This is a genomic window from Pantoea sp. Cy-639 (assembly GCF_011752525.1).
In the GTDB taxonomy this organism is placed as follows: domain Bacteria; phylum Pseudomonadota; class Gammaproteobacteria; order Pseudomonadales; family Pseudomonadaceae; genus Aquipseudomonas.
The window spans coordinates 65,116-84,548 of sequence record NZ_VWXI01000015.1 but is presented as its reverse complement, the minus strand read 5'-3'; the positions used below and the strand labels follow the sequence as shown (position 1 = coordinate 84,548).

20 protein-coding genes are annotated in these 19,433 nt (G+C 65.0%); 11 read left to right on the top strand and 9 right to left on the bottom strand.

The window, feature by feature from the left end; genetic code table 11:
* Positions 1 to 75: 75 nt before the first annotated feature.
* Entirely contained in the window at positions 76 to 933 is an 858-nt protein-coding gene (locus tag F3J43_RS18205; RefSeq protein WP_166889741.1) for an NAD-dependent epimerase/dehydratase family protein, read from the bottom strand.
* Between the two features lie 191 nt (positions 934 to 1,124).
* Here F3J43_RS18205 and exbB point away from each other — a divergent pair, with 191 nt between their 5' ends.
* The 6 genes from exbB to F3J43_RS18175 all read left to right on the top strand — a co-directional run bounded on the left by exbB (position 1,125) and on the right by F3J43_RS18175 (position 7,836).
* Entirely contained in the window at positions 1,125 to 2,087 is a 963-nt protein-coding gene (gene exbB / locus F3J43_RS18200) for a tonB-system energizer ExbB (RefSeq protein ID WP_166889737.1), read from the top strand.
* A 3-nt stretch (positions 2,088 to 2,090) separates the two neighbouring features.
* The gene (exbD, locus tag F3J43_RS18195) at positions 2,091 to 2,519 is read left to right on the top strand and encodes a TonB system transport protein ExbD (protein WP_166889733.1); all 429 of its coding nucleotides are present in this window, start codon (positions 2,091 to 2,093) and stop codon (positions 2,517 to 2,519) included.
* A gap of 17 nt (positions 2,520 to 2,536) precedes the next feature.
* Positions 2,537 to 3,250 (top strand): energy transducer TonB, encoded by a 714-nt coding sequence (locus F3J43_RS18190; RefSeq protein ID WP_205297948.1) that lies wholly within the window; start codon positions 2,537 to 2,539, stop codon positions 3,248 to 3,250.
* Between the two features lie 94 nt (positions 3,251 to 3,344).
* Entirely contained in the window at positions 3,345 to 4,271 is a 927-nt protein-coding gene (locus tag F3J43_RS18185; protein WP_166889727.1) for a hydrogen peroxide-inducible genes activator, read from the top strand.
* 4 nt (positions 4,272 to 4,275) lie between these two features.
* Positions 4,276 to 6,354, top strand: a complete 2,079-nt coding sequence (gene recG / locus F3J43_RS18180) for an ATP-dependent DNA helicase RecG (protein ID WP_166889724.1) — start codon at positions 4,276 to 4,278, stop codon at positions 6,352 to 6,354.
* A gap of 78 nt (positions 6,355 to 6,432) precedes the next feature.
* Positions 6,433 to 7,836, top strand: coding sequence for an aminoacyl-tRNA deacylase and HDOD domain-containing protein (locus F3J43_RS18175; RefSeq protein WP_166889721.1), 1,404 nt, complete (start codon positions 6,433 to 6,435; stop codon positions 7,834 to 7,836).
* Positions 7,837 to 7,944: 108 nt separating this feature from the next.
* Here the strand turns inward: F3J43_RS18175 and F3J43_RS18170 are convergent, their stop codons facing one another.
* The 4 genes from F3J43_RS18170 to F3J43_RS18155 all read right to left on the bottom strand — a co-directional run bounded on the left by F3J43_RS18170 (position 7,945) and on the right by F3J43_RS18155 (position 10,299).
* Positions 7,945 to 8,319, bottom strand: coding sequence for a helicase (locus tag F3J43_RS18170; protein WP_166889718.1), 375 nt, complete (start codon positions 8,317 to 8,319; stop codon positions 7,945 to 7,947).
* 142 nt (positions 8,320 to 8,461) lie between these two features.
* On the bottom strand, positions 8,462 to 8,758 hold the full coding sequence (locus F3J43_RS18165) for an HU family DNA-binding protein (RefSeq protein WP_054884748.1): 297 nt from the start codon (positions 8,756 to 8,758) through the stop codon (positions 8,462 to 8,464).
* 190 nt (positions 8,759 to 8,948) lie between these two features.
* Positions 8,949 to 10,097 (bottom strand): NAD(P)/FAD-dependent oxidoreductase, encoded by a 1,149-nt coding sequence (locus F3J43_RS18160; RefSeq protein WP_166889715.1) that lies wholly within the window; start codon positions 10,095 to 10,097, stop codon positions 8,949 to 8,951.
* 34 nt (positions 10,098 to 10,131) lie between these two features.
* Complete coding sequence (locus F3J43_RS18155; RefSeq protein WP_011536423.1) at positions 10,132 to 10,299, bottom strand: rubredoxin; 168 nt, start codon at positions 10,297 to 10,299, stop codon at positions 10,132 to 10,134.
* A gap of 181 nt (positions 10,300 to 10,480) precedes the next feature.
* Here F3J43_RS18155 and F3J43_RS18150 point away from each other — a divergent pair, with 181 nt between their 5' ends.
* Positions 10,481 to 11,038 carry a chorismate--pyruvate lyase family protein gene (locus F3J43_RS18150; protein ID WP_166889712.1) on the top strand — a complete coding sequence of 186 codons (558 nt, stop codon included), beginning with the start codon at positions 10,481 to 10,483 and terminating at the stop codon, positions 11,036 to 11,038.
* Positions 11,038 to 11,928 carry a 4-hydroxybenzoate octaprenyltransferase gene (ubiA, locus tag F3J43_RS18145; protein WP_166889709.1) on the top strand — a complete coding sequence of 297 codons (891 nt, stop codon included), beginning with the start codon at positions 11,038 to 11,040 and terminating at the stop codon, positions 11,926 to 11,928. Before F3J43_RS18150 ends, ubiA begins: the two co-directional genes overlap by 1 nt.
* A 312-nt stretch (positions 11,929 to 12,240) precedes the next feature.
* Here the strand turns inward: ubiA and F3J43_RS18140 are convergent, their stop codons facing one another.
* Positions 12,241 to 12,612, bottom strand: a complete 372-nt coding sequence (locus tag F3J43_RS18140) for a COG4315 family predicted lipoprotein (RefSeq protein ID WP_166889706.1) — start codon at positions 12,610 to 12,612, stop codon at positions 12,241 to 12,243.
* Between the two features lie 175 nt (positions 12,613 to 12,787).
* Between F3J43_RS18140 and phoB the strand changes: the two genes are divergently transcribed.
* The 3 genes from phoB to F3J43_RS18125 all read left to right on the top strand — a co-directional run bounded on the left by phoB (position 12,788) and on the right by F3J43_RS18125 (position 16,344).
* The gene (phoB, locus tag F3J43_RS18135; RefSeq protein ID WP_003253341.1) at positions 12,788 to 13,477 is read left to right on the top strand and encodes a phosphate regulon transcriptional regulator PhoB; all 690 of its coding nucleotides are present in this window, start codon (positions 12,788 to 12,790) and stop codon (positions 13,475 to 13,477) included.
* 45 nt (positions 13,478 to 13,522) lie between these two features.
* Positions 13,523 to 14,830, top strand: a complete 1,308-nt coding sequence (gene phoR, locus F3J43_RS18130) for a phosphate regulon sensor histidine kinase PhoR (protein ID WP_166889703.1) — start codon at positions 13,523 to 13,525, stop codon at positions 14,828 to 14,830.
* Between the two features lie 173 nt (positions 14,831 to 15,003).
* Complete coding sequence (locus F3J43_RS18125) at positions 15,004 to 16,344, top strand: hemolysin family protein (protein WP_166889700.1); 1,341 nt, start codon at positions 15,004 to 15,006, stop codon at positions 16,342 to 16,344.
* Between the two features lie 28 nt (positions 16,345 to 16,372).
* On the opposite strand, the gene F3J43_RS18120 is transcribed toward F3J43_RS18125, so the two are convergent.
* The 3 genes from F3J43_RS18120 to phoU all read right to left on the bottom strand — a co-directional run bounded on the left by F3J43_RS18120 (position 16,373) and on the right by phoU (position 19,368).
* Positions 16,373 to 17,269: a peptidoglycan DD-metalloendopeptidase family protein gene (locus F3J43_RS18120; RefSeq protein WP_166889697.1), complete on the bottom strand. Its 897-nt coding sequence runs from the start codon at positions 17,267 to 17,269 to the stop codon at positions 16,373 to 16,375.
* Between the two features lie 253 nt (positions 17,270 to 17,522).
* The gene (locus tag F3J43_RS18115; protein WP_166889694.1) at positions 17,523 to 18,434 is read right to left on the bottom strand and encodes a response regulator; all 912 of its coding nucleotides are present in this window, start codon (positions 18,432 to 18,434) and stop codon (positions 17,523 to 17,525) included.
* A gap of 163 nt (positions 18,435 to 18,597) precedes the next feature.
* The gene (gene phoU, locus F3J43_RS18110; protein ID WP_166889691.1) at positions 18,598 to 19,368 is read right to left on the bottom strand and encodes a phosphate signaling complex protein PhoU; all 771 of its coding nucleotides are present in this window, start codon (positions 19,366 to 19,368) and stop codon (positions 18,598 to 18,600) included.
* Between the last annotated feature and the right edge of the window lie 65 nt (positions 19,369 to 19,433).

Below are 19,433 nucleotides of genomic sequence, written 5' to 3'. Positions count from 1 at the left end.
CCTCATCGCCGGGCACCCGCTCCCACGATGCATGGGACCAAGCCCTTGCGGGAGCGGGCTTGCCTCGCGATAACGTCAACCACACCCTTGCAATATGGCTGCATAGCCCTCTTTGTAGCTCGGATACGCCGGCACCCAGCCCAACGCCCGCGCCCGGGCGTTGCTGCAGCGCTTGCTGCCGGTACGCCGCACCCGCTGCTCGTCCGACCACTCGGTGACGCCCAGGTAGCCACGCAACCAGCCCACCACCTCGGCCAGCGGCGCCGGGTCGTCATCGACACCGATGTAGAAATCATCCAGCGCGATACCCCGGGCATCGGCCTGCAGCAGGTGCGCCAGCAGGCTTGCGGCGTCCTCGGCATGGATCCGGTTGCCGTACAGCGGCGGCTCCTCGGCCACTCGATAACCCTGGCGCACCTGGCCCAGCAGCCATTCGCGCCCCGGGCCATAGATACCGGTCAGGCGCACCACGCTGGCGGGAATACCGCTGCCCAGGGCCAGCTGTTCGGCCTCGAGCATGACCTTGCCTGAGTACCCCTCAGGCTCGGTGCCCGCGGTCTCATCGATCCATTCACCCTCTTTCTGCGCATACACGCTGCTACTGGAGACGAACAGCAACCGCCGCGGACGCTGACCGTTGGCCTGAAGCCACCCCAGGACATGGCGCAAACCCTCGACGTAGGCGGCCTGGTAACCCGCTTCGTCGTGCTGGCTGGCAGCCACGCAATACACCAGGTAGTCGGGGTCGCGCGACGGCCAGGCAGCCGGCTGACGGCGGTCGGACAAATCGGCGGGCACCGCCCGGACGCCCTCGGGCAGTTCTGCGACCGAACGGCGCAGGCCACTGACCTGCCAGCCCAGAGCCAGCAGTTGACGGGCCAGGCGGCCGCCTACATCGCCACAGCCGACGATCATCGCAGAGAGGTCAGACATCACAAGCACTCCAGAAACCAAAGGCCCAAGCTAACCGGATTAAGCGATCAGCGGCTAGACGATGGTTGAAAAAAGCAACTTTATTACTTTTGCTAACAAGAATTACTTGCAATAATGGCGCCCTGTCTGTTCTCGGCCCGCCTCGAGGCCTTGGAGAACTCAACCTCTTTTCTTCATCAGGTCCGGCCAGCATGACACGTACTCAATCCTCCGCTTCGCCTACCCCGTCGCGCGCCTGGGGCGCCGTTGCCGCGCTGCTGTTCAGCCTGGTGCTGGCCCCGCTGGCCATGGCCGATGAACCGGCCGCCAATGCCGCAGCCCCGACCGCCGCCAGCGCTCCTGCAACCGAGGCCCAGGCCCCAGCGCCCGAGCTGACGCCAGAAGCCAAGGCCCTGGTCGACAGCCTGCAGCAGTCCACAGAGGCCGTGGTAGCCGAAGACACCTCGCTGGGCATGGCCCACGACCTGTCGCCCTGGGGCATGTACAAGAACGCCGATGTGGTGGTGAAAGCCGTAATGATCGGCCTGGCCATCGCCTCGATCATCACCTGGACCATCTGGATCGCCAAAGGCTTCGAGCTGATGGGCGCCAAGCGCCGCCTGCGGGGCGAGATCGCCGCGCTGAAGAAGTCGGTAACCCTGAAGGAAGCCAGCGATGTCTCCAACAAGGAAGGCACCCTGGCCCACACCCTGGTGCACGACGCCCTCGAAGAGATGCGCCTGTCGGCCAACGCCCGCGAGAAGGAAGGCATCAAGGAGCGTGTCAGCTTCCGCCTCGAGCGCCTGGTAGCCGCCAGTGGCCGCACCATGAGCAGCGGCACCGGCGTGCTGGCCACCATCGGTTCCACCGCGCCGTTCGTCGGCCTGTTCGGCACCGTGTGGGGCATCATGAACAGCTTCATCGGCATCGCCAAGACCCAGACCACCAACCTCGCCGTGGTCGCGCCAGGCATCGCCGAAGCCCTGCTGGCCACCGCCCTGGGCCTGGTCGCGGCCATTCCGGCCGTGGTCATCTACAACGTCTTCGCCCGCTCGATCGCCGGCTACAAGGCACAGGTCTCCGACGCCTCGGCCCAGGTCCTGCTGCTGGTCAGCCGCGACCTCGACCACCAGGGCAGCGAGCGCGCCGCCCCACACATGGTGAAAGTGGGGTAAGCCATGGGCCTGCATCTCAACGAAGGTGGCGACGACCTCGCCGAGAACCACGAAATCAACGTCACGCCGTTCATCGACGTGATGCTGGTGCTGCTGATCATCTTCATGGTCGCCGCGCCCCTGGCCACGGTCGACATCAAGGTCGACCTGCCGGCCTCGACCGCCAAGCCGGCACCGCGGCCGGAGAAACCGGTGTTCGTCAGCGTCAAGGCCGACAAGAAGCTCTACGTCGGCGACGACGAGGTGGCGCAGCGCGACCAGCTCGGCACCCTGCTCGACGCCCGGACCAAGGGCGACAAGGAAACCACCATCTTCTTCCAGGCTGACAAGGGCGTCGACTACGGCGACCTGATGGAAGTGATGAACACCATGCGTGCGGCCGGCTACCTCAAGGTCGGCCTGGTCGGACTCGAGACGGCAGCCAAGAAATGACGACAACGCGCTCTAACATGGCGCGCTACGGTGGCAGCCTGGCAATCGTGCTGGGCGTGCATGTGGTGGCCGTGCTGCTGACGCTCAACTGGTCGGTGCCCCAGGCCATCGAGTTGCCGCCGGCAGCGATGATGGTCGAACTGGCGCCGTTGCCCGAGCCTGCGCCACCACCACCGCCCAAGGCCGCGCCCAAGCCACCGGCACCGGTCGAGGAGCCGCCACTGCCGAAACTGGCCGAGGCGCCCAAGCCGAAGATCGCCATTCCCAAGCCGCCCAAGCCCAAGGCCAAGCCCCAGCCGCCGAAGCCCGAGAAGCAGCCGGAGCCGCCGAAGGACCAGCCGCCAGCGAAGGAAGACGTGGCCGACACGCCGCCGAGCAATTCGCCGCCACAGAAATCCGCGGCACCGGCACCAAGCATCGCGTCCAACAGCAACGCCCTGCCAAGCTGGCAGAGCGACCTGCTGCGTCACCTGGCCAAGTACAAGAAGTACCCCGAGGACGCGCGTCGCCGTGGCCTGCAGGGCATCAACCGCCTGCGTTTCGTGGTCGACGCCGAAGGCAAGGTGGTCTCGTACTCGCTGGCCGGCGGTTCGGGTAGCGCCGCGCTGGACCGCGCCACCCTGGAGATGATCCGCCGCGCCGGCAGCGTGCCGAAGCCACCGAAAGAGCTGTTGAACAATGGCACGATCGAAGTCGTCGCACCGTTCGTCTACTCCCTGGACCGACGCTGACGCTTTTGTTTCTGTCACAAAACGGCAAGTCTGATAACGTGCGTCTATCGATTGCAGCCGCTATGCTGGGGCCGCAACTTCATGGACGCACGTTATGACCCTCACCGAACTTCGCTACATCGTCACCCTTGCCCAGGAGCAGCACTTCGGCCATGCGGCCGAGCGTTGCCACGTCAGCCAACCCACCCTCTCGGTCGGCGTGAAAAAGCTTGAGGACGAACTCGGCGTGCTCATCTTCGAGCGCAGCAAGAGCGCGGTACGCCTGACCCCGGTCGGCGAGAGCATCGTCGCCCAGGCGCAGAAGGTCCTCGAGCAGGCCCAGGGTATCCGCGAACTGGCCCAGGCCGGCAAGAACCAGCTGACCGCGCCACTCAAGGTCGGCGCCATCTACACCGTCGGCCCGTACTTGTTCCCGCACCTGATTCCGCAGTTGCACCGGGTCGCGCCGCAGATGCCGCTGTACATCGAAGAGAACTTCACCCACGTGCTGCGCGAGAAGCTGCGCAACGGCGAACTGGACGCCGTAATCATCGCCTTGCCGTTCAACGAGGCCGACGTGCTCACCCTGCCACTGTACGACGAGCCGTTCTGCGCGCTGATGCCCGCCGACCACCCCTGGACCGCGAAACAGACCATCGACACCGCCATGCTCAACGACAAGAGCCTGCTGCTGCTCGGTGAGGGCCACTGCTTCCGTGACCAGGTGCTCGAGGCCTGCCCGACGCTGAACAAGGGTGGCGAGGGCTCCAAGCACACCACGGTCGAATCCAGCTCGCTGGAAACCATCCGCCACATGGTCGCCTCTGGCCTGGGCGTGTCGATCCTGCCGCTGTCGGCGGTGCACAGCCACCACTACGCGCCAGGCGTGATCGAAGTCCGCCCGCTGACCGCGCCCGCGCCGTTCCGCACCGTCGCCATCGCCTGGCGCGCCAGCTTCCCACGGCCGAAGGCGATCGAGATCCTCGCCGACTCGATCCGTCTCTGCTCGGTGGCCAAGCCGTCTGTGGAACAACCGGCCTGATCTCATGACCGAGCTGTCGAACGTCCCGGTCACCACGCTCAAGGGCGTTGGTGACGCCATGGCGGAGAAACTCGCCAAGGTTGGCCTGGAGAACCTGCAGGACCTGCTGTTCCACCTGCCGCTGCGCTACCAGGACCGAACCCGGGTGGTCCCCATCGGTCAACTGCGCCCAGGCCAGGACGCGGTCATCGAAGGCGTGGTCAGTGGCGCCGACGTGACCATGGGCAAGCGCCGTAGCCTCGTCGTGCGTCTGGGCGACGGCAGCGGTACCCTGAGCTTGCGCTTCTACCACTTCAGCAACGCGCAGAAAGAGGGCCTCAAGCGTGGCACCCATCTGCGCTGCTACGGCGAGGCGCGCCCCGGTGCTTCGGGCCTGGAGATCTACCACCCCGAGTACCGCGCGCTCAACGGCGACGAAGCGCCGCCGCCGGTGGAACAGACGCTCACGCCGATCTACCCGACCACCGAAGGCCTGACCCAGCAACGCCTGCGCCTGCTGTGCCAGCAGAGCCTGGGCCTGCTCGGCCCGCGCAGCCTGCCAGACTGGCTGCCCGACGAGCTAGCCCGCGACTATCAGTTGGCACCGTTGAGCGACGCCATCCGCTACCTGCACAACCCGCCGGCCGACGCTGACCTCGACGAACTCGCCGAGGGCCACCACTGGGCCCAGCACCGCCTGGCCTTCGAGGAACTGCTGACCCATCAGTTGTCGCAGCAGCGCCTGCGCGAGAGCCTGCGCAGCCTGCGCGCGCCCGTGCTGCCCAAGGCCAGCCGCCTGCCTGCGCAGTACCTGGCCAACCTCGGCTTCAAGCCCACCGGCGCCCAGCAACGGGTGGCCAACGAGATCGCCTACGACCTCAGCCAGCATGAGCCGATGATGCGCCTGGTGCAGGGCGATGTCGGCGCCGGCAAGACCGTGGTTGCCGCCCTTGCCGCCCTGCAGGCGCTGGAAGCCGGTTACCAGGTGGCACTGATGGCACCTACCGAGATTCTCGCCGAACAGCACTACATCACCTTCAAGCGCTGGCTCGAGCCACTGGGCCTGGAAGTCGCCTGGCTGGCCGGCAAGCTCAAGGGCAAGGCCCGCGCCAGCGCCCTGGAGCAGATCGCCGGCGGCGCGCCCATGGTGGTCGGCACCCATGCCCTGTTCCAGGACGAAGTGCAGTTCAAGCACCTGGCCCTGGCGATCATCGACGAACAACACCGCTTCGGCGTGCAACAGCGCCTGGCCCTGCGCAAGAAGGGCGTGATGGGCCAGTTGTGCCCGCACCAGCTGATCATGACTGCCACGCCGATCCCACGCACCCTGGCGATGAGCGCCTACGCCGACCTCGATACCTCGGTGCTCGACGAGTTGCCACCCGGGCGGACCCCGGTGAACACCGTGCTGGTCGCCGACAGCCGGCGCTTCGAGGTGGTCGAACGGGTGCGTGCCGCCTGTGCCGAAGGGCGCCAGGCCTATTGGGTATGCACGCTGATCGAAGAGTCCGAGGAGCTCACCTGCCAGGCCGCCGAAAGCACCTTCGAGGAGCTCGGCAGCGCCCTCGGCGAGTTGCGCGTGGGCCTGATCCACGGACGCATGAAGCCGGCCGAGAAGGCAGCGGTGATGGCCGAGTTCAAGGCCGGTGACTTGCAGTTGCTGGTCGCCACCACGGTGATCGAGGTGGGGGTCGACGTGCCCAACGCCAGCCTGATGATCATCGAGAACCCCGAGCGCCTGGGCCTGGCCCAATTGCACCAGCTGCGCGGCCGAGTCGGCCGGGGCAGTGCGGTGAGCCACTGCGTGCTGCTCTACCACCCACCGCTGTCGCAGATCGGCCGCGAGCGCCTGGGCATCATGCGTGAGACCAACGACGGTTTCATCATCGCCGAGAAGGACCTCGAGCTACGTGGCCCCGGCGAGATGCTCGGTACCCGCCAGACCGGCCTGCTGCAGTTCAAGGTCGCCGACCTGATGCGCGACGCCGACCTGCTGCCGGCCGTGCGCGATGCCGCCCAGGCCTTGCTGGCGCGCTGGCCGAGCCACGTCAGCCCGCTGCTCGACCGCTGGCTGCGCCACGGCCAGCAATATGGCCAGGTGTGACGCCCGTCCCATAATGGATCCAGCTTGCCAGTCAGGCTGGTTATACTTCGCGTTTAAAAGAATCAATGGATACAGACCATGACTGAAGTTGCCCTGGATACCGCAACCCTACACGCACCGTCTGTCATCCGGCTGTTGCTCGAAAAGCTCGGCGTAGCCTACCGCGAGACGCCCGACCACCCACGGCTGCCGGCGGCAGCGAAGGTGCAGGCGGTGCTGCTCGACGACGAGATCGGCGCCATGATGGTGCTGTTCCCGCAAAGCCAGCTGCTGGACCTCAAGCGCCTCGAAGAACTGACCGGCCGTACGCTGACCGCCGTACCGCTGGCACGCCTGAAGCAGATGCTCGACAGACATCACCTCAAGACCCTGCCCGCCATCCCGGCGCTGACCAGCTACCCCTGCCAGTACGAAAAAAGCCTGCTCGACCACGGCACTCTGTTCATCCAGTCGGGCGAAACCGGACTACTGCTGGAAATCGACTCGGCGGCCTTGCGCAAGCTGCTCGCCAAGGCCAGTGCCAGCAGTTTCGGCCAAGAGGTGAAGGACATCCACCCGAACCTCGACCGCCCCGACGACGATCCGCACGAGATCACCAAGGCAGTGCAGGCCTTCACCGCCCGGCGCATCCAGAAGCGCCTCGAAGAAACCATCGAGATCCCGCCTCTGGCGGACACCGCGCAGAAGATCATCAAGCTGCGCGTCGACCCCAACGCCAGCATCGACGACATCACCGGCGTGGTGGAGACCGACCCGGCCCTGGCGGCCCAGGTAGTCAGCTGGGCAGCGTCCCCCTACTACGCCTCGCCCGGCAAGATCCGCTCGGTGGAAGACGCCATCGTCCGCGTGCTCGGCTTCGACCTGGTGATCAACCTGGCGCTGGGGCTGGCCCTGGGCAAGACCCTGAGCCTGCCCAAGGACCACCCACAGCAGGCCACGCCGTACTGGCAGCAGTCGATCTACACCGCCGCGGTGATCGAAGGGCTGACCCGCGCCATGCCGCGTGCCGAGCGCCCCGAGGCTGGCCTGACCTACCTGGCCGGCCTGCTGCACAACTTCGGCTACCTGCTGTTGGCGCACGTGTTCCCACCGCACTTCTCGCTGATCTGCCGCCACCTGGAGGTCAACCCGCACCTGTGTCACAGCTACGTGGAACAACATCTGCTGGGGATCAGCCGCGAACAGATCGGCGCCTGGCTGATGAAACTGTGGGACATGCCGGACGAACTGTCGACGGCGCTGCGCTTCCAGCACGATCCGTCCTACGAGGGCGAGTATTCGCAGTTCCCCAACCTGGTGTGCCTGGCGATTCGCCTGCTGCGCTCGCGCGGTATCGGTTCGGGGCCACAGGGCGAGATCCCGGACACCCTGCTCGATCGCCTGGGTCTGACCCGGGACAAGGCCGAAGAGGTGGTGAACAAGGTGCTGGAAGCCGAGGCGCTGCTGCGCGAGCTGGCCTCGCAGTTCCACACGTTACAATGAAAGCGTACCGACCTCGCCGCGCCTACAACTCGGTGATTCACACGCCTTTGCAGGAGCGGCCTTGTGCCGCCCCTACAAGGGCAACGCCATACCTTGGAAGTGTGCCAATCAACCTTTCTTCTTCGGCTTCAGGTACTTCATCAGGCCCTGGAACCAGATCACCAGCGCCGGGTTGCCCTTGATCTGGATGTTCTTGTCCTGGATCCCCTGCATGAACGCCAGCTGCTTGTTGCTCGCCTGCAGCGTGGCAAAACCGTAGGCGGCATCCTTGAACGCGATGGCGAAGGCCGGCTGTGGATGCAGGCCGCCCTGGCTGGTGATGCGCAAGTCCTTGACGATGAAGTGCCGGGCAACCTTGCCGTCGAGCGTCTGCATCTGGAAGACCAGGTCCTTGTCCTGCAACTGCTGCTGGAACGCCGGGTTGTTGCGGCTGGCCTTGGCCATCAGCAAGCCCATGGCCCAGAGAAGAAAGCGAAACTTCATCAACGCGCCTCGAATGAAAAATGACTGAGTCGCGCAGTTTATCCGTTTCTTGGCCTGTTTTTGCAAGTTCGCTGCATTTACCCACCAGAAATGCAACGGGCGCCACCTGGGCGCCCGTTCGAAGCATCGTTGGTGTACGCGACTACTTCTTCTTGGCTGGCTTGGCGGGGGTGTTGACGCTGTCGCGCAGGTTCTTGCCCGGTTTGAAGGCGACGGTGTTGCTGGCCTTGATCTTCACTGGCTGGCCAGTCTGCGGGTTCTTGCCAGTACGGGCGCCACGGTGACGCTTCTCGAAGGTACCGAAACCCACCAGGGTCACGGTGTCCTTGTCGAGCGCACCGGTGATGCTGTCGAGAATGGCGTTCAGTACCTGATTGGCCTTTTCCTTGGTCAGGTCGGCCTTTTCAGCGATGACGGCGGCGAGTTCTGGTTTGCGCATATAGTGAAGCCTCTTTGACGGGATTTCTTGTTGTTATGCCGTGCTGCCGAACGTGGCAGCGTTCAAGGCACCGCAAGCTCTAGGCTGCGGCAGACGCAAATGAGAATGGCACGCTCACCGGGGCCGCGCCAGTGTCTGGGCGGCCATTGTCGCGGCAAGGACAGGATATTTCCGACAGAACGCCTGCTATTTACGCCATCAGCGGGGGCAACAGCCTGTTCAGCGCCAGTTTTTCCATCACCGCGCCGCCGGTCAGGGCATAGCCCAGCAACTGCCCATCCGCCGCATGGCAGAGCACCTTGAGGTCGGCTCCGGCACCTTCGACCGACCAGGTACCTTCACGGCCTTGCGGGGGTGGCGATACCACCAGGGGACAGGCCGGGGTCTTCACGGTTACCGGCATCGGTCCGTAGCTCACCGTGGTCGGATTGCCCGCCAGCGTCTGGGCCAGGGCACGGGCGCAGGTCATCAGCGGCATGACGTACAGCAGGTTGATGCCTTCGACCTCCGCGCAGTCGCCCAGGGCAAAGATATTGGCGTGGGAGGTGCGCAACTGGCGGTCGACCGCCACGCCACGATTGACCTGCAGGCCCGCCGCCGCGGCGAGGTCGGTACGTGGCCGCAGGCCGATGGCCGAGACCACCAGGTCGCAGGCGATCACCTGGCCATCCGACAAGTGGGCGCGCAGCGCCTCGCCGGCACGCTCCAGGCGGTTCAGCACCGGCCCGAGGTGAAAGCGTACGCCCAGCCCTTCCAGGCCGGCTTGCACGGCGGCGGCGGCGGCCGGGTGCAGCAAGGTCGGCATCACCTGTTCACAAGGCGCGACGACCTCGCACTGGTAGCCGCCGAGGGTCATGTCGTTGGCGAACTCGCAACCGATCAGGCCGGCGCCAAGGATCAGTACCCGCTGCTTGCCGGCTGCCGCCAGGCGAAAGCGCGCGTAGTCCTCGAGGTCGTTGATCGGGAACACCAAGTCCGCGGCGTCGCCCTCGACCGGTACCTGCACGGTCTGCGCGCCCCAGGCCAGGACCAGGTCCCGGTACTCGACCGCCTCCTCGCCGATCCACAGGCGCTTGTGGCCCGGGTCGATACCACTGATGCGGGTATGGGTACGGATCTCGGCCTTGAGCTGCTCGGCCATGGCACCGGGCTCGGCCATGCTCAGGCCATCGGCGTCCTTGTGCTTGGCGAAGCCGGTGGAGAGCATGGGCTTGGAATACGAACGACCATCGTCGGCGGTGATCAGCAGCAACGGCGTGTCGCTGTCGAGCTTGCGGAACTCCCGGGCCAGGTTGTAGCCGGCCAGGCCGGTCCCGATGATCACCACAGGTGACGTCATGTCGTGCTTCCTCTTTGTCGTGTCAGGGGTGCGATCAGCCGATGGCGATCATTTCGAAGTCGCTCTTGCCTACGCCGCAATCAGGGCACAGCCAATCTTCCGGCACGTCTTCCCAGCGGGTGCCGGGGGCGATGCCGTCGTCCGGCCAGCCTTCGGCTTCGTCGTAGATCAGGCCGCAGACAATACATTGCCACTTCTTCATTCGATGCTGTTCCTTGGTCAGGCTCGGTAGATGCGTTGCGACGGGCGGCCCTGTGCTTGTGCTCAAGTGCCGCCGCGCAATCTTTGGTGGGCTTTTGTACTGGCCCTGCTGGCAGTATGCAAGCCGCAAGGGCAAACATGCTAAGCTCGGCGCCTCTCTGGCCTGTATCAAGCATACCGACGTGCCGTACGAAACCCCGCAAGCAGCCGCTGTCGCGTGGCTGGCGTATCCACAGCTGGCGACCACCCTCGACCAGCCGACTCTCGACTGGCTGTTCGACGAGGGCTCCCTGACCCGTCGTCTGACCCGTCTCTCCCACGATCACTTCAGCGTCACGCCCCTGTTCGAAGGCTGGCAAACGCTGCGCGACGACGAATGCGCCGCCCTGGACCTCGCGCCCGGCGCGCAGGGCTGGGTGCGCGAGGTCTACCTGCGTGGCCATGGCCAGCCGTGGGTGTTCGCCCGCAGCGTCGCCGGGCGCAGTGTCCTCGAGCGCGGCGGCCTGGACCTGGAAACCCTCGGCAGCCGTTCGCTGGGCGAGCTGCTGTTCTGCGACCAGGCCTTCATCCGTCACCCGCTGCAAGTGTGCCGTTATCCACAGGGCTGGCTGCCCCTCGCGGCCGCCCAGCCCAACCTGTGGGGCCGGCGCTCGCGCTTCGCGCGCAACGGCCTGGAGCTGCTGGTGGCCGAAGTGTTCCTGCCAGCCTTGTGGCAAGCGGCCAAGGAGGAGACCCGCTGATGTACCTGAACCTGCTCAAGTCGCTCAATCGCCTGCACCCGCGGGCCTGGGACTTCATCCAGCTCAGCCGCATGGACCGGCCGATCGGCATCTACCTGCTGCTCTGGCCGACCCTGGTGGCCGTGTGGATTGCCGGTGACGGCTCGCCGAGCCTGAAGAACGTGCTGATCTTCGGCCTTGGCGTGGTGCTGATGCGCGCCGCCGGCTGCTGCATCAACGACTTCGCCGACCGCAAGGTGGATGGCCACGTCAAGCGCACCGCCGACCGGCCACTGGCCAGCGGCCGGGTCAAGCCGCGCGAAGCGCTGGCGCTGTGCGCGCTGCTGGTCGGGGTCAGCTTCCTGCTGGTGCTGTGCACCAACGCCACCACCGTGTGGCTGTCGTTCGGCGCCGTGGCCCTGGCGTTCTGCTACCCGTTCATGAAGCGCTACACCTATTACCCGCAGGTGGTACTGGGGGCGGCCTACTCATGGGGCATCCCCATGGCCTTCACCGCCGCCGGCGGCGAACTGCCGGCCAGCGCCTGGCTGCTGTACATCGCCAACGTGCTGTGGACGGTGGGCTACGACACCTACTATGCGATGGTGGACCGCGACGACGACCTGAAGATCGGCGTCAAGTCCACCGCCATCCTGTTCGGCGAGGCCGATCGGGTGATCATCCTGACCCTGCAGTTGCTATCGCTGGGCTGTCTGTTGCTGGCAGGCAGCCGCTTCGATCTAGGCGGCTGGTTCCACCTGGGGCTGCTGGCAGCGGCCGTGTGCTTCGCCTGGGAGTTCTGGACGACGCGCAAGCTGGACCGCGAGTCATGCTTCAAGGCGTTTCTGCACAACCATTGGGCGGGGTTGCTGATCTTCGCTGGCGTGGTGCTGGATTACGCGCTGCACTGACGGCAAAGGGGCCGCCTGGGCAGCCAGTCGCCGGCTATCGCCAGCTCCCACAAGGGCCCATGGTGCTTGATCTTGTACCGGTGGTATCGCCAGCTCCCACAGGGGCCCATGGTGCTTGATCTTGTACCGGTGGTGTCGCCGGCTATCGCCAGCTCCCACAAGGGTCCATGGTGCTTGATCTTGTACCGGTGGTATCGCCAGCTCCCACAGGGGCCCATGGCGCTTGATCTTGTGGGAGCGATGGCGCTGGCTTCCACAGAGGTTCATGGCAGCTGATCTTGTGGGAGCTGGCGACAGCCGGCGATAGCGGTATCAGGGCTTGGCCACGTGCCAGACGTCCTTCATGCCGTCCCCGGTGGTCTCCCCGGCCTTCTTGTCCTTGACGAAGGTGTACAGCGGCTTGCCGTCGTAGGCCCACTGCTTCTTGCCGTCGGCCCTCTCGATCACCGTCCACTTGCCTTCGGCCGCCTTGTCATCGGCCTTGACCAACAGCGGCGGCCAGTTCTGCTCGCACGCGTCCGTGCACATCGACTTGCCATCGGCGTCCTTGTCGAAGGTGTACAAGGTCATGCCGGCGTGATCGACCCACTTGCCGTCCTTTTCCATGGCCGGCTGGGCCGAAGCCATCGCCGGCAGGGCCAGCGCAACGGAAAGGGCCATCCAGCTCAGCGTCTGTCGTGTCATTGGATTCACCATTGTCTTCGGGGTTTGCTGGGGTTCGCGTACCGCGCGAGCGGCTCCCTGAAGCCTAGTCCAGTCATGTAATGTCGCCCGAACCGCCCAAGTCTTGTCACACAGCTGCAATAATTCCGTTATCTAATGCGGGCCAAGACATCGTTCCTGGGAGAGGTAATTGAGCATGGTTGGCAGAAACATTCTGATCGTCGACGACGAAGCGCCTATCCGCGAGATGATCGCCGTTGCATTGGAAATGGCCGGCTATGACTGCCTGGAGGCGGAGAACTCCCAGCAAGCCCATGCCATCATCGTCGATCGCAAACCGGACCTGATCCTGCTCGACTGGATGCTGCCGGGCACCTCGGGCATCGAGCTGGCCCGTCGCCTCAAGCGCGACGAGCTGACCGGCGACATTCCGATCATCATGCTCACCGCCAAAGGTGAGGAAGACAACAAGATCCAGGGCCTGGAAGTCGGTGCCGACGACTACATCACCAAGCCGTTCTCGCCACGCGAACTGGTCGCCCGACTGAAGGCCGTGCTGCGTCGCACCGGCCCGAGCGACAGCGAAGCGCCGATCGAAGTCGGTGGCCTGCTGCTCGACCCGATCAGCCACCGTGTGACCATCGACGGCAAGCCGGCCGAGATGGGCCCCACCGAATACCGCCTGCTGCAATTCTTCATGACCCACCAGGAACGCGCCTACACCCGCGGCCAGTTGCTCGACCAGGTCTGGGGCGGCAACGTCTATGTCGAGGAGCGCACCGTCGACGTGCACATCCGCCGCCTGCGCAAGGCGCTGGGTGAAGCCTATGAAAATCTGGTACAAACCGTCCGGGGCACCGGCTACCGCTTCTCGACCAAGAGCTGACGGACCCACACGCAACACCGCACGCCGCTGTACAAGGACCGTCAATTGAACCAGAACTGGCACGCGACCCTGATTCGCCACATGCTCCTGCTGATCACTGTCTGCCTGATCGGCGGACTGGTCAGCGGCTACTATGGTTGGTGCCTGGCCATCGGCCTGGCCCTCTACCTGGGCTGGACCCTGAAACAACTGCTGCGCCTGCACGACTGGCTGCGCAACCACCAGCCCGACGAGGCACCGCCCGATGGCTACGGCCTGTGGGGCGAGGTGTTCGACAGCATCTATCACCTGCAACGCCGCGACCAGCGCGTGCGCGGCCGCCTGCAGGCGGTGATCGACCGGGTGCAGGAGTCCACCGCCGCCCTGCGTGACGCGGTGATCATGCTCGACAGCGAAGGCAACCTGGAATGGTGGAACCGCGCCGCCGAGACCCTGCTGGGCTTCAAGACCCCGCAGGACGGCGGCCAGCCGGTGACCAACCTGGTCCGTCATCCACGCTTCAAGGAATACTTCGAGGCCGAGAACTACGTCGAGCCGCTGGAAATTCCCTCGCCGATCAACGACCGCATGCGGGTGCAGCTGCATATCACCCGCTACGGCAACAACGAGCACCTGATGCTGGTGCGCGACGTCACCCGTATCCACCAGCTCGAGCAGATGCGCAAGGACTTCGTCGCCAACGTCTCCCACGAGTTGCGTACTCCGCTGACGGTGATCACCGGCTACCTCGAGACCCTGCTGGACAACGTCGAGGACGTCAATCCACGCTGGACCCGAGCCTTGCAGCAGATGAGCCAGCAAGGCTCACGCATGCAGACCCTGCTCAACGACCTGCTGTTGCTGGCCAAGCTCGAGGCCACCGACTACCCGTCGGACAACCAGCCGGTGGCAATCGATACCCTGCTTGCCGCGATCAAGAACGATGCCCAGGCCCTGTCCGGCCCGCGCAACCAGCGCATCAGCCTGGAGGCCGCACCCGGCGTACGCCTCAAGGGCAGCGAGTCGGAACTGCGCAGCGCCTTCTCCAACCTGGTGTTCAACGCAGTCAAATACACCCAGGACGAAGGCAACATCCGTATCCGCTGGTGGTCCGACGAACAGGGCGCACATCTGAGCGTGCAGGACTCGGGGGTGGGCATCGACGCCAAGCACCTGCCGCGGCTGACCGAACGCTTCTACCGGGTCGACTCCAGCCGCGCGTCCAACACCGGCGGCACCGGGCTCGGGCTGGCGATCGTCAAGCATGTGCTGATGCGCCACCGCGGTCGTCTCGAAATCAGCAGCGTGCCGGGACATGGCAGTACGTTCACCTGTCACTTTGCCCCGGCACAATTGGTCACGAAGCAAGGATGAAACATCGCGGGGCAAGCCCGCGCCCACGCCATCGACTGATCGCGTGAGGGCGACGATACGGTCCCTGCTCTTTGCTTTTACAGCTCCAGCCGCTACATTGGATCCCCTGTGCCAGCCGAAGCTGGCACTTTTTTTCTCCCCATTTCAAAGACGGACCCCGTAAAAACTCCATCATGGACCCTTCCCCTGGTATCAGCCTCACCTCGTTGTTCGCCGATTTCGGCATGATTCTCTTCGCCCTGTTCCTGGTGCTGCTCAACGGCTTCTTCGTTGCCGCCGAGTTCGCCATGGTCAAGCTGCGCGCCACCCGCGTCGAGTCCATCGCCGAGCTGCATGGCTGGCGCGGCAGCATCCTGCGCAAGGTGCACAACCAACTCGACGCCTACCTCTCGGCCTGCCAACTGGGCATCACCCTGGCCTCGCTGGGCCTGGGCTGGGTCGGCGAGCCGGCCTTCGCCCACCTGCTCGAGCCGCTGCTGGCTGCCGTCGGCGTGGACTCGCCCGAGCTGATCAAGGCGATCTCGTTCTTCGTCGCCTTCTTCGTGATCTCCTACCTGCACATCGTGGTCGGTGAGCTGGCGCCCAAGTCCTGGGCGATCCGCAAGCCCGAGCTGCTGTCGCTGTGGACCGCCGTGCCGCTGTACCTGTTCTACTGGGCCATGTACCCGGCCATCTACCTGCTCAACGCCAGCGCCAACACCATCCTGCGCATCGCCGGACAAGGCGAGCCGGGCCCCCACCACGAGCACCACTACAGCCGCGAGGAGCTCAAGCTGATCCTGCACTCCAGCCGCGGCCAGGATCCGAGCGACCAGGGCATGCGCGTGCTGGCCTCGGCCGTGGAAATGGGTGAACTGGAGGTGGTCGACTGGGCCAACTCGCGCGAGGACATGGTCAGCATCGACGCTCACGCGCCGCTCAGGCAGATCCTCGCCCTGTTCCGCCGCCACAAGTTCAGCCGCTACCCGGTGTACGACGCCGAGCGCGAGGAATTCACCGGCCTGCTGCACATCAAGGACCTGCTGCTGGAGCTGGCCGAGCTCGACCACCTGCCCGAGACCATCGACCTGGATGACCTCGCCCGTCCGCTGGAGCGGGTGTCGCGGCACATGCCGCTGTCCCAGTTGCTGGAGCAGTTCCGCAAGGGCGGCGCGCACTTCGTGCTGGTCGAGGAGGCCGACGGCAAGGTGATCGGCTACCTGACCATGGAAGACGTGCTGGAAGTACTGGTCGGCGATATCCAGGACGAGCACCGCAAGACCGAGCGCGGCATCCTTGCCTACCAGCCAGGCAAACTGCTGGTGCGTGGCGACACGCCGCTGTTCAAGGTCGAACGGCTGCTGGGCGTCGACCTCGACCATATCGAGGCCGAGACCCTCGCCGGTCTGGTCTACGAGACGCTCAAGCGCGTGCCCGAGGAAGAGGAAGTACTGGAAGTCGAAGGCCTGCGCATCATCATCAAGAAGATGAAAGGGCCGAAGATCGTGCTGGCCAAGGTGCTCAAGCTCGATTGAGCCGCCGTCCAGCGCCTCCTTCCCAAGTTCAGGGGTTGCCCGCGGTGAAGTCCGGCAACCCACCGATCGGCTTGTTGAAGCGGTACGGTATCGACTCCAGCGCCAGCCCGACGTTGCGCTGCACCACGAAGTGCAGGTGCGGGCCGGTGCTGTTGCCGGTATTCCCCGACTTGGCCAGCGACTGCCCGACCACCACCCGCTGCCCTTCCTTCACCACCACCGACCCGCGCATCAGGTGCAGGTACACGCCCATGGTGCCGTCCGGGTGCAGGATGCGCACGAAGTTGCCCGCCGGGTTGTTGCCCCGCCCGACCTGAGCGTTCTCGACCTTGACCACCATCCCGCCGCGCGCGGCGATGATCGGCGTGCCCTCCGGCATGGCGATGTCCATGGCATAGCGACTCCTGGGCCCGAAGTGGCTGAAGCGGCCGTTCGGCCCCTGGCTCAAGCGGAACGGCCCGCCCTTCCACGGAAACGGGTAGAGGTACTCCTGGGTACGCTGCTGCGGGTCGCCCATGGCGTAGTCGAACTTGCTGGTGTACTTCAGCGGACCGCCCGGCGCCGCCAGCACCACGCTGATCACCTTGCTCGAACGCGGCCCCACCACCCGTCGTACCAGGCGTGGGGCGTTGCCGCCAAACGCGTTGGCCAGGTTGTCCACCCGCAACTCGACCTCCAGCGGTACGTACAGCTCGTTACGAGCGACGAAGCGCACGCCACCGGCGAACTTTTCGGCCTGCAGGTGCACCTTGCCCTCGACATGTTCGATGATCGGCTCGCGAAAGACGTAGGGCTTGGCCCCTGGGCCGGGTTGGTCGGAGTAGGAGACGACACCGTAGTTGTCGGTGGTCTTGTAGATGGTCATGCCCAGGCTCGACGCCGAGGCCGTGAGCAATGCACAGAACAGCAGCAGACGGGCAGGCATGGTGGTGGCTTTTTGACAGTGATGGTTTGTCGAAGCCTAGCAGCCCGAATAAAGACAAGTTGTGACAGCTGGTCGGAAGTTCATAGGGGATCGCACAGCAAACATCGATTGCTGTGGAAGCAATTGTCAGAGCCGCTTCGCGGCCCGTCGCAGGCTGTCGCCAGCTCCCACAGACTCAAGGTAAGGCTGTGGAAATTGGCGACAGCCTGCGATAGAGCGCGAGGCGCTCCACAGGGCTCACCCGCCCCGCTTGTCAGGCGCCAGGCGTGAAGTGCTTCTGGGTGGTCCCACGGGCGATCAGGCGCGACAGGTAGTCGAGCTTCTGCGCGTCCTGGTCGACGAACTTGAACGTCAATTGCAGCCAGTCGCTCTCTGGTTTCGGTTCCAGTGCGGCAATGGCGTGCAGATAGCCGTTCAGGCGTGCCACTTCGGCGTTCTCGCCCTGCTCCAGGTCCAGTACCGCGCCTTCGAGCACCTGAGGCAGGTTGGCGCTGCGGCGCACCACCAGCAGCGCCTCCTTCAGGCTCAGGGCCTTGATCACGCACGGCTGCATGCCGCTGGACAGACGCAGCTGGCCCTGGCCACGGCCAGCCTGCGCGGCGGCGGCGGCAGTCTTCGGCGTCGGTGCGTTGATCAGCGGCTTGGCAGCGGCAACCGGTGCAGCAGCAGCGGGCGCAGCGACCTTGGCGGCCTCCGGGCGACCACCGGTCAAGGCGCTCAGCGAATCGTTGGCGAACGCCGAGTTGACCCGCGCTGGGGCGCTGGCCATGAGGTTGTCGAGCTTGCCGATCTTGGTCAGGGACTTCTTCACCTTGGTCAGTAGCTGTTCGTTGGTGAACGGCTTGCCGACGAAGTCGGAGACGCCGGCCTGGATGGCCTGGATCACGTTCTCCTTGTCACCACGGCTGGTCACCATGATGAACTGCATGGCCTTCATCTCTTCCTGCTGGCGGCACCAGCTCAGCAGTTCGAGGCCGGACATCTCCGGCATCTCCCAGTCGCACAGGACCAGGTCGAAGCGCTCCTTGGCGAGCATGGCCATGGCCTTGCGGCCGTTGACCGCGTCTTCGATCACCATGCCCGGGAAGGCATTGCGCAGGCACTTCCTCACCAGGTCGCGGATGAACGGGGCATCGTCCACGACCAGTACATTGACTTTACTCATCGATATTCCTCTTGAATCCCGGCTAGCATACCGCCGACTGATGGCCATTTGCCAAACCACGGGCCACGCCGGGACTTCTCACACGGTTCGCGGGTGCCTGCTGGTGCTCGACCGCAAACGAAAACGCCCGGCAATTGCCGGGCGTTCATGCTCGGGAGCAATTCTATTTATCGTCCGGTTCAGCCGGAACATTAGCGATTTCACCCTCGTCGTAGGCCTCGCCCTGGACCTCGGCCTTCATGCGCTTGAGGCCCATGTGGCGGACGTCGGTACCGCGCACCAGGTAGATCACCAGCTCCGAGATATTGCGCGCGTGGTCACCGATACGCTCCAGCGAACGCAGGGCCCAGATCACGCTCAGCACCCGGGAGATCGAACGCGGGTCTTCCATCATGTAGGTAACCAGTTCACGCAGCGCGGTCTTGTATTCACGGTCGATGGTCTTGTCGTACTGGGCCACCGACAGGGCCAGGTCGGCGTCGAAACGGGCAAAGGCGTCCAGCGCGTCGCGAACCATGTTGCGCACCTGGTCGCCGATGTGGCGCACCTCGACGTAGCCGCGCGGCGACTCGCCTTCCTCGCACAGCTGGATGGCGCGGCGGGCGATCTTGGTCGACTCGTCGCCGATGCGCTCGAGGTCGATCACCGACTTGGAGATGCTGATGATCAGGCGCAGGTCGGAGGCAGCCGGCTGGCGGCGGGCGAGGATGCGCACGCATTCCTCGTCGATGTTGCGCTCCATCTGGTTGATCTGTTCGTCGACCTCGCGCACCTGCTGGGCCAGGCCGGAGTCGGCCTCGATCAGCGCGGTGACCGCGTCGTTGACCTGTTTCTCGACCAGGCCGCCCATCGCCAAGAGGTGGCTGCGCACCTCTTCGAGCTCGGCGTTGAACTGCTGGGAGATATGGTGGGTAAGGCTTTCTTTGTTGATCATCGTTTCGCTCCGCGAAGCAGCTGCAGGCTTCAAGTCGTTCGTGTCGTCCTGGCAATGAAAATCTG

What these genes read in the sequence shown, in the direction of transcription:
- F3J43_RS18205 (WP_166889741.1), bottom strand. Translation starts at nt 933, where the DNA reads ATGTCTGACCTCTCTGCGATGATCGTCGGCTGTGGCGATGTAGGCGGC.
- F3J43_RS18125 (WP_166889700.1), top strand. Translation starts at nt 15,004, where the DNA reads ATGGACCCTTCCCCTGGTATCAGCCTCACCTCGTTGTTCGCCGATTTC.
- F3J43_RS18160 (WP_166889715.1), bottom strand. Translation starts at nt 10,097, where the DNA reads ATGACGTCACCTGTGGTGATCATCGGGACCGGCCTGGCCGGCTACAAC.
- F3J43_RS18140 (WP_166889706.1), bottom strand. Translation starts at nt 12,612, where the DNA reads ATGACACGACAGACGCTGAGCTGGATGGCCCTTTCCGTTGCGCTGGCC.
- F3J43_RS18155 (WP_011536423.1), bottom strand. Translation starts at nt 10,299, where the DNA reads ATGAAGAAGTGGCAATGTATTGTCTGCGGCCTGATCTACGACGAAGCC.
- F3J43_RS18120 (WP_166889697.1), bottom strand. Translation starts at nt 17,269, where the DNA reads ATGCCTGCCCGTCTGCTGCTGTTCTGTGCATTGCTCACGGCCTCGGCG.
- exbB (WP_166889737.1), top strand. Translation starts at nt 1,125, where the DNA reads ATGACACGTACTCAATCCTCCGCTTCGCCTACCCCGTCGCGCGCCTGG.
- F3J43_RS18115 (WP_166889694.1), bottom strand. Translation starts at nt 18,434, where the DNA reads ATGAGTAAAGTCAATGTACTGGTCGTGGACGATGCCCCGTTCATCCGC.
- F3J43_RS18175 (WP_166889721.1), top strand. Translation starts at nt 6,433, where the DNA reads ATGACTGAAGTTGCCCTGGATACCGCAACCCTACACGCACCGTCTGTC.
- exbD (WP_166889733.1), top strand. Translation starts at nt 2,091, where the DNA reads ATGGGCCTGCATCTCAACGAAGGTGGCGACGACCTCGCCGAGAACCAC.
- recG (WP_166889724.1), top strand. Translation starts at nt 4,276, where the DNA reads ATGACCGAGCTGTCGAACGTCCCGGTCACCACGCTCAAGGGCGTTGGT.
- ubiA (WP_166889709.1), top strand. Translation starts at nt 11,038, where the DNA reads ATGTACCTGAACCTGCTCAAGTCGCTCAATCGCCTGCACCCGCGGGCC.
- F3J43_RS18185 (WP_166889727.1), top strand. Translation starts at nt 3,345, where the DNA reads ATGACCCTCACCGAACTTCGCTACATCGTCACCCTTGCCCAGGAGCAG.
- phoU (WP_166889691.1), bottom strand. Translation starts at nt 19,368, where the DNA reads ATGATCAACAAAGAAAGCCTTACCCACCATATCTCCCAGCAGTTCAAC.
- F3J43_RS18165 (WP_054884748.1), bottom strand. Translation starts at nt 8,758, where the DNA reads ATGCGCAAACCAGAACTCGCCGCCGTCATCGCTGAAAAGGCCGACCTG.
- F3J43_RS18170 (WP_166889718.1), bottom strand. Translation starts at nt 8,319, where the DNA reads ATGAAGTTTCGCTTTCTTCTCTGGGCCATGGGCTTGCTGATGGCCAAG.
- F3J43_RS18190 (WP_205297948.1), top strand. Translation starts at nt 2,537, where the DNA reads ATGGCGCGCTACGGTGGCAGCCTGGCAATCGTGCTGGGCGTGCATGTG.
- phoB (WP_003253341.1), top strand. Translation starts at nt 12,788, where the DNA reads ATGGTTGGCAGAAACATTCTGATCGTCGACGACGAAGCGCCTATCCGC.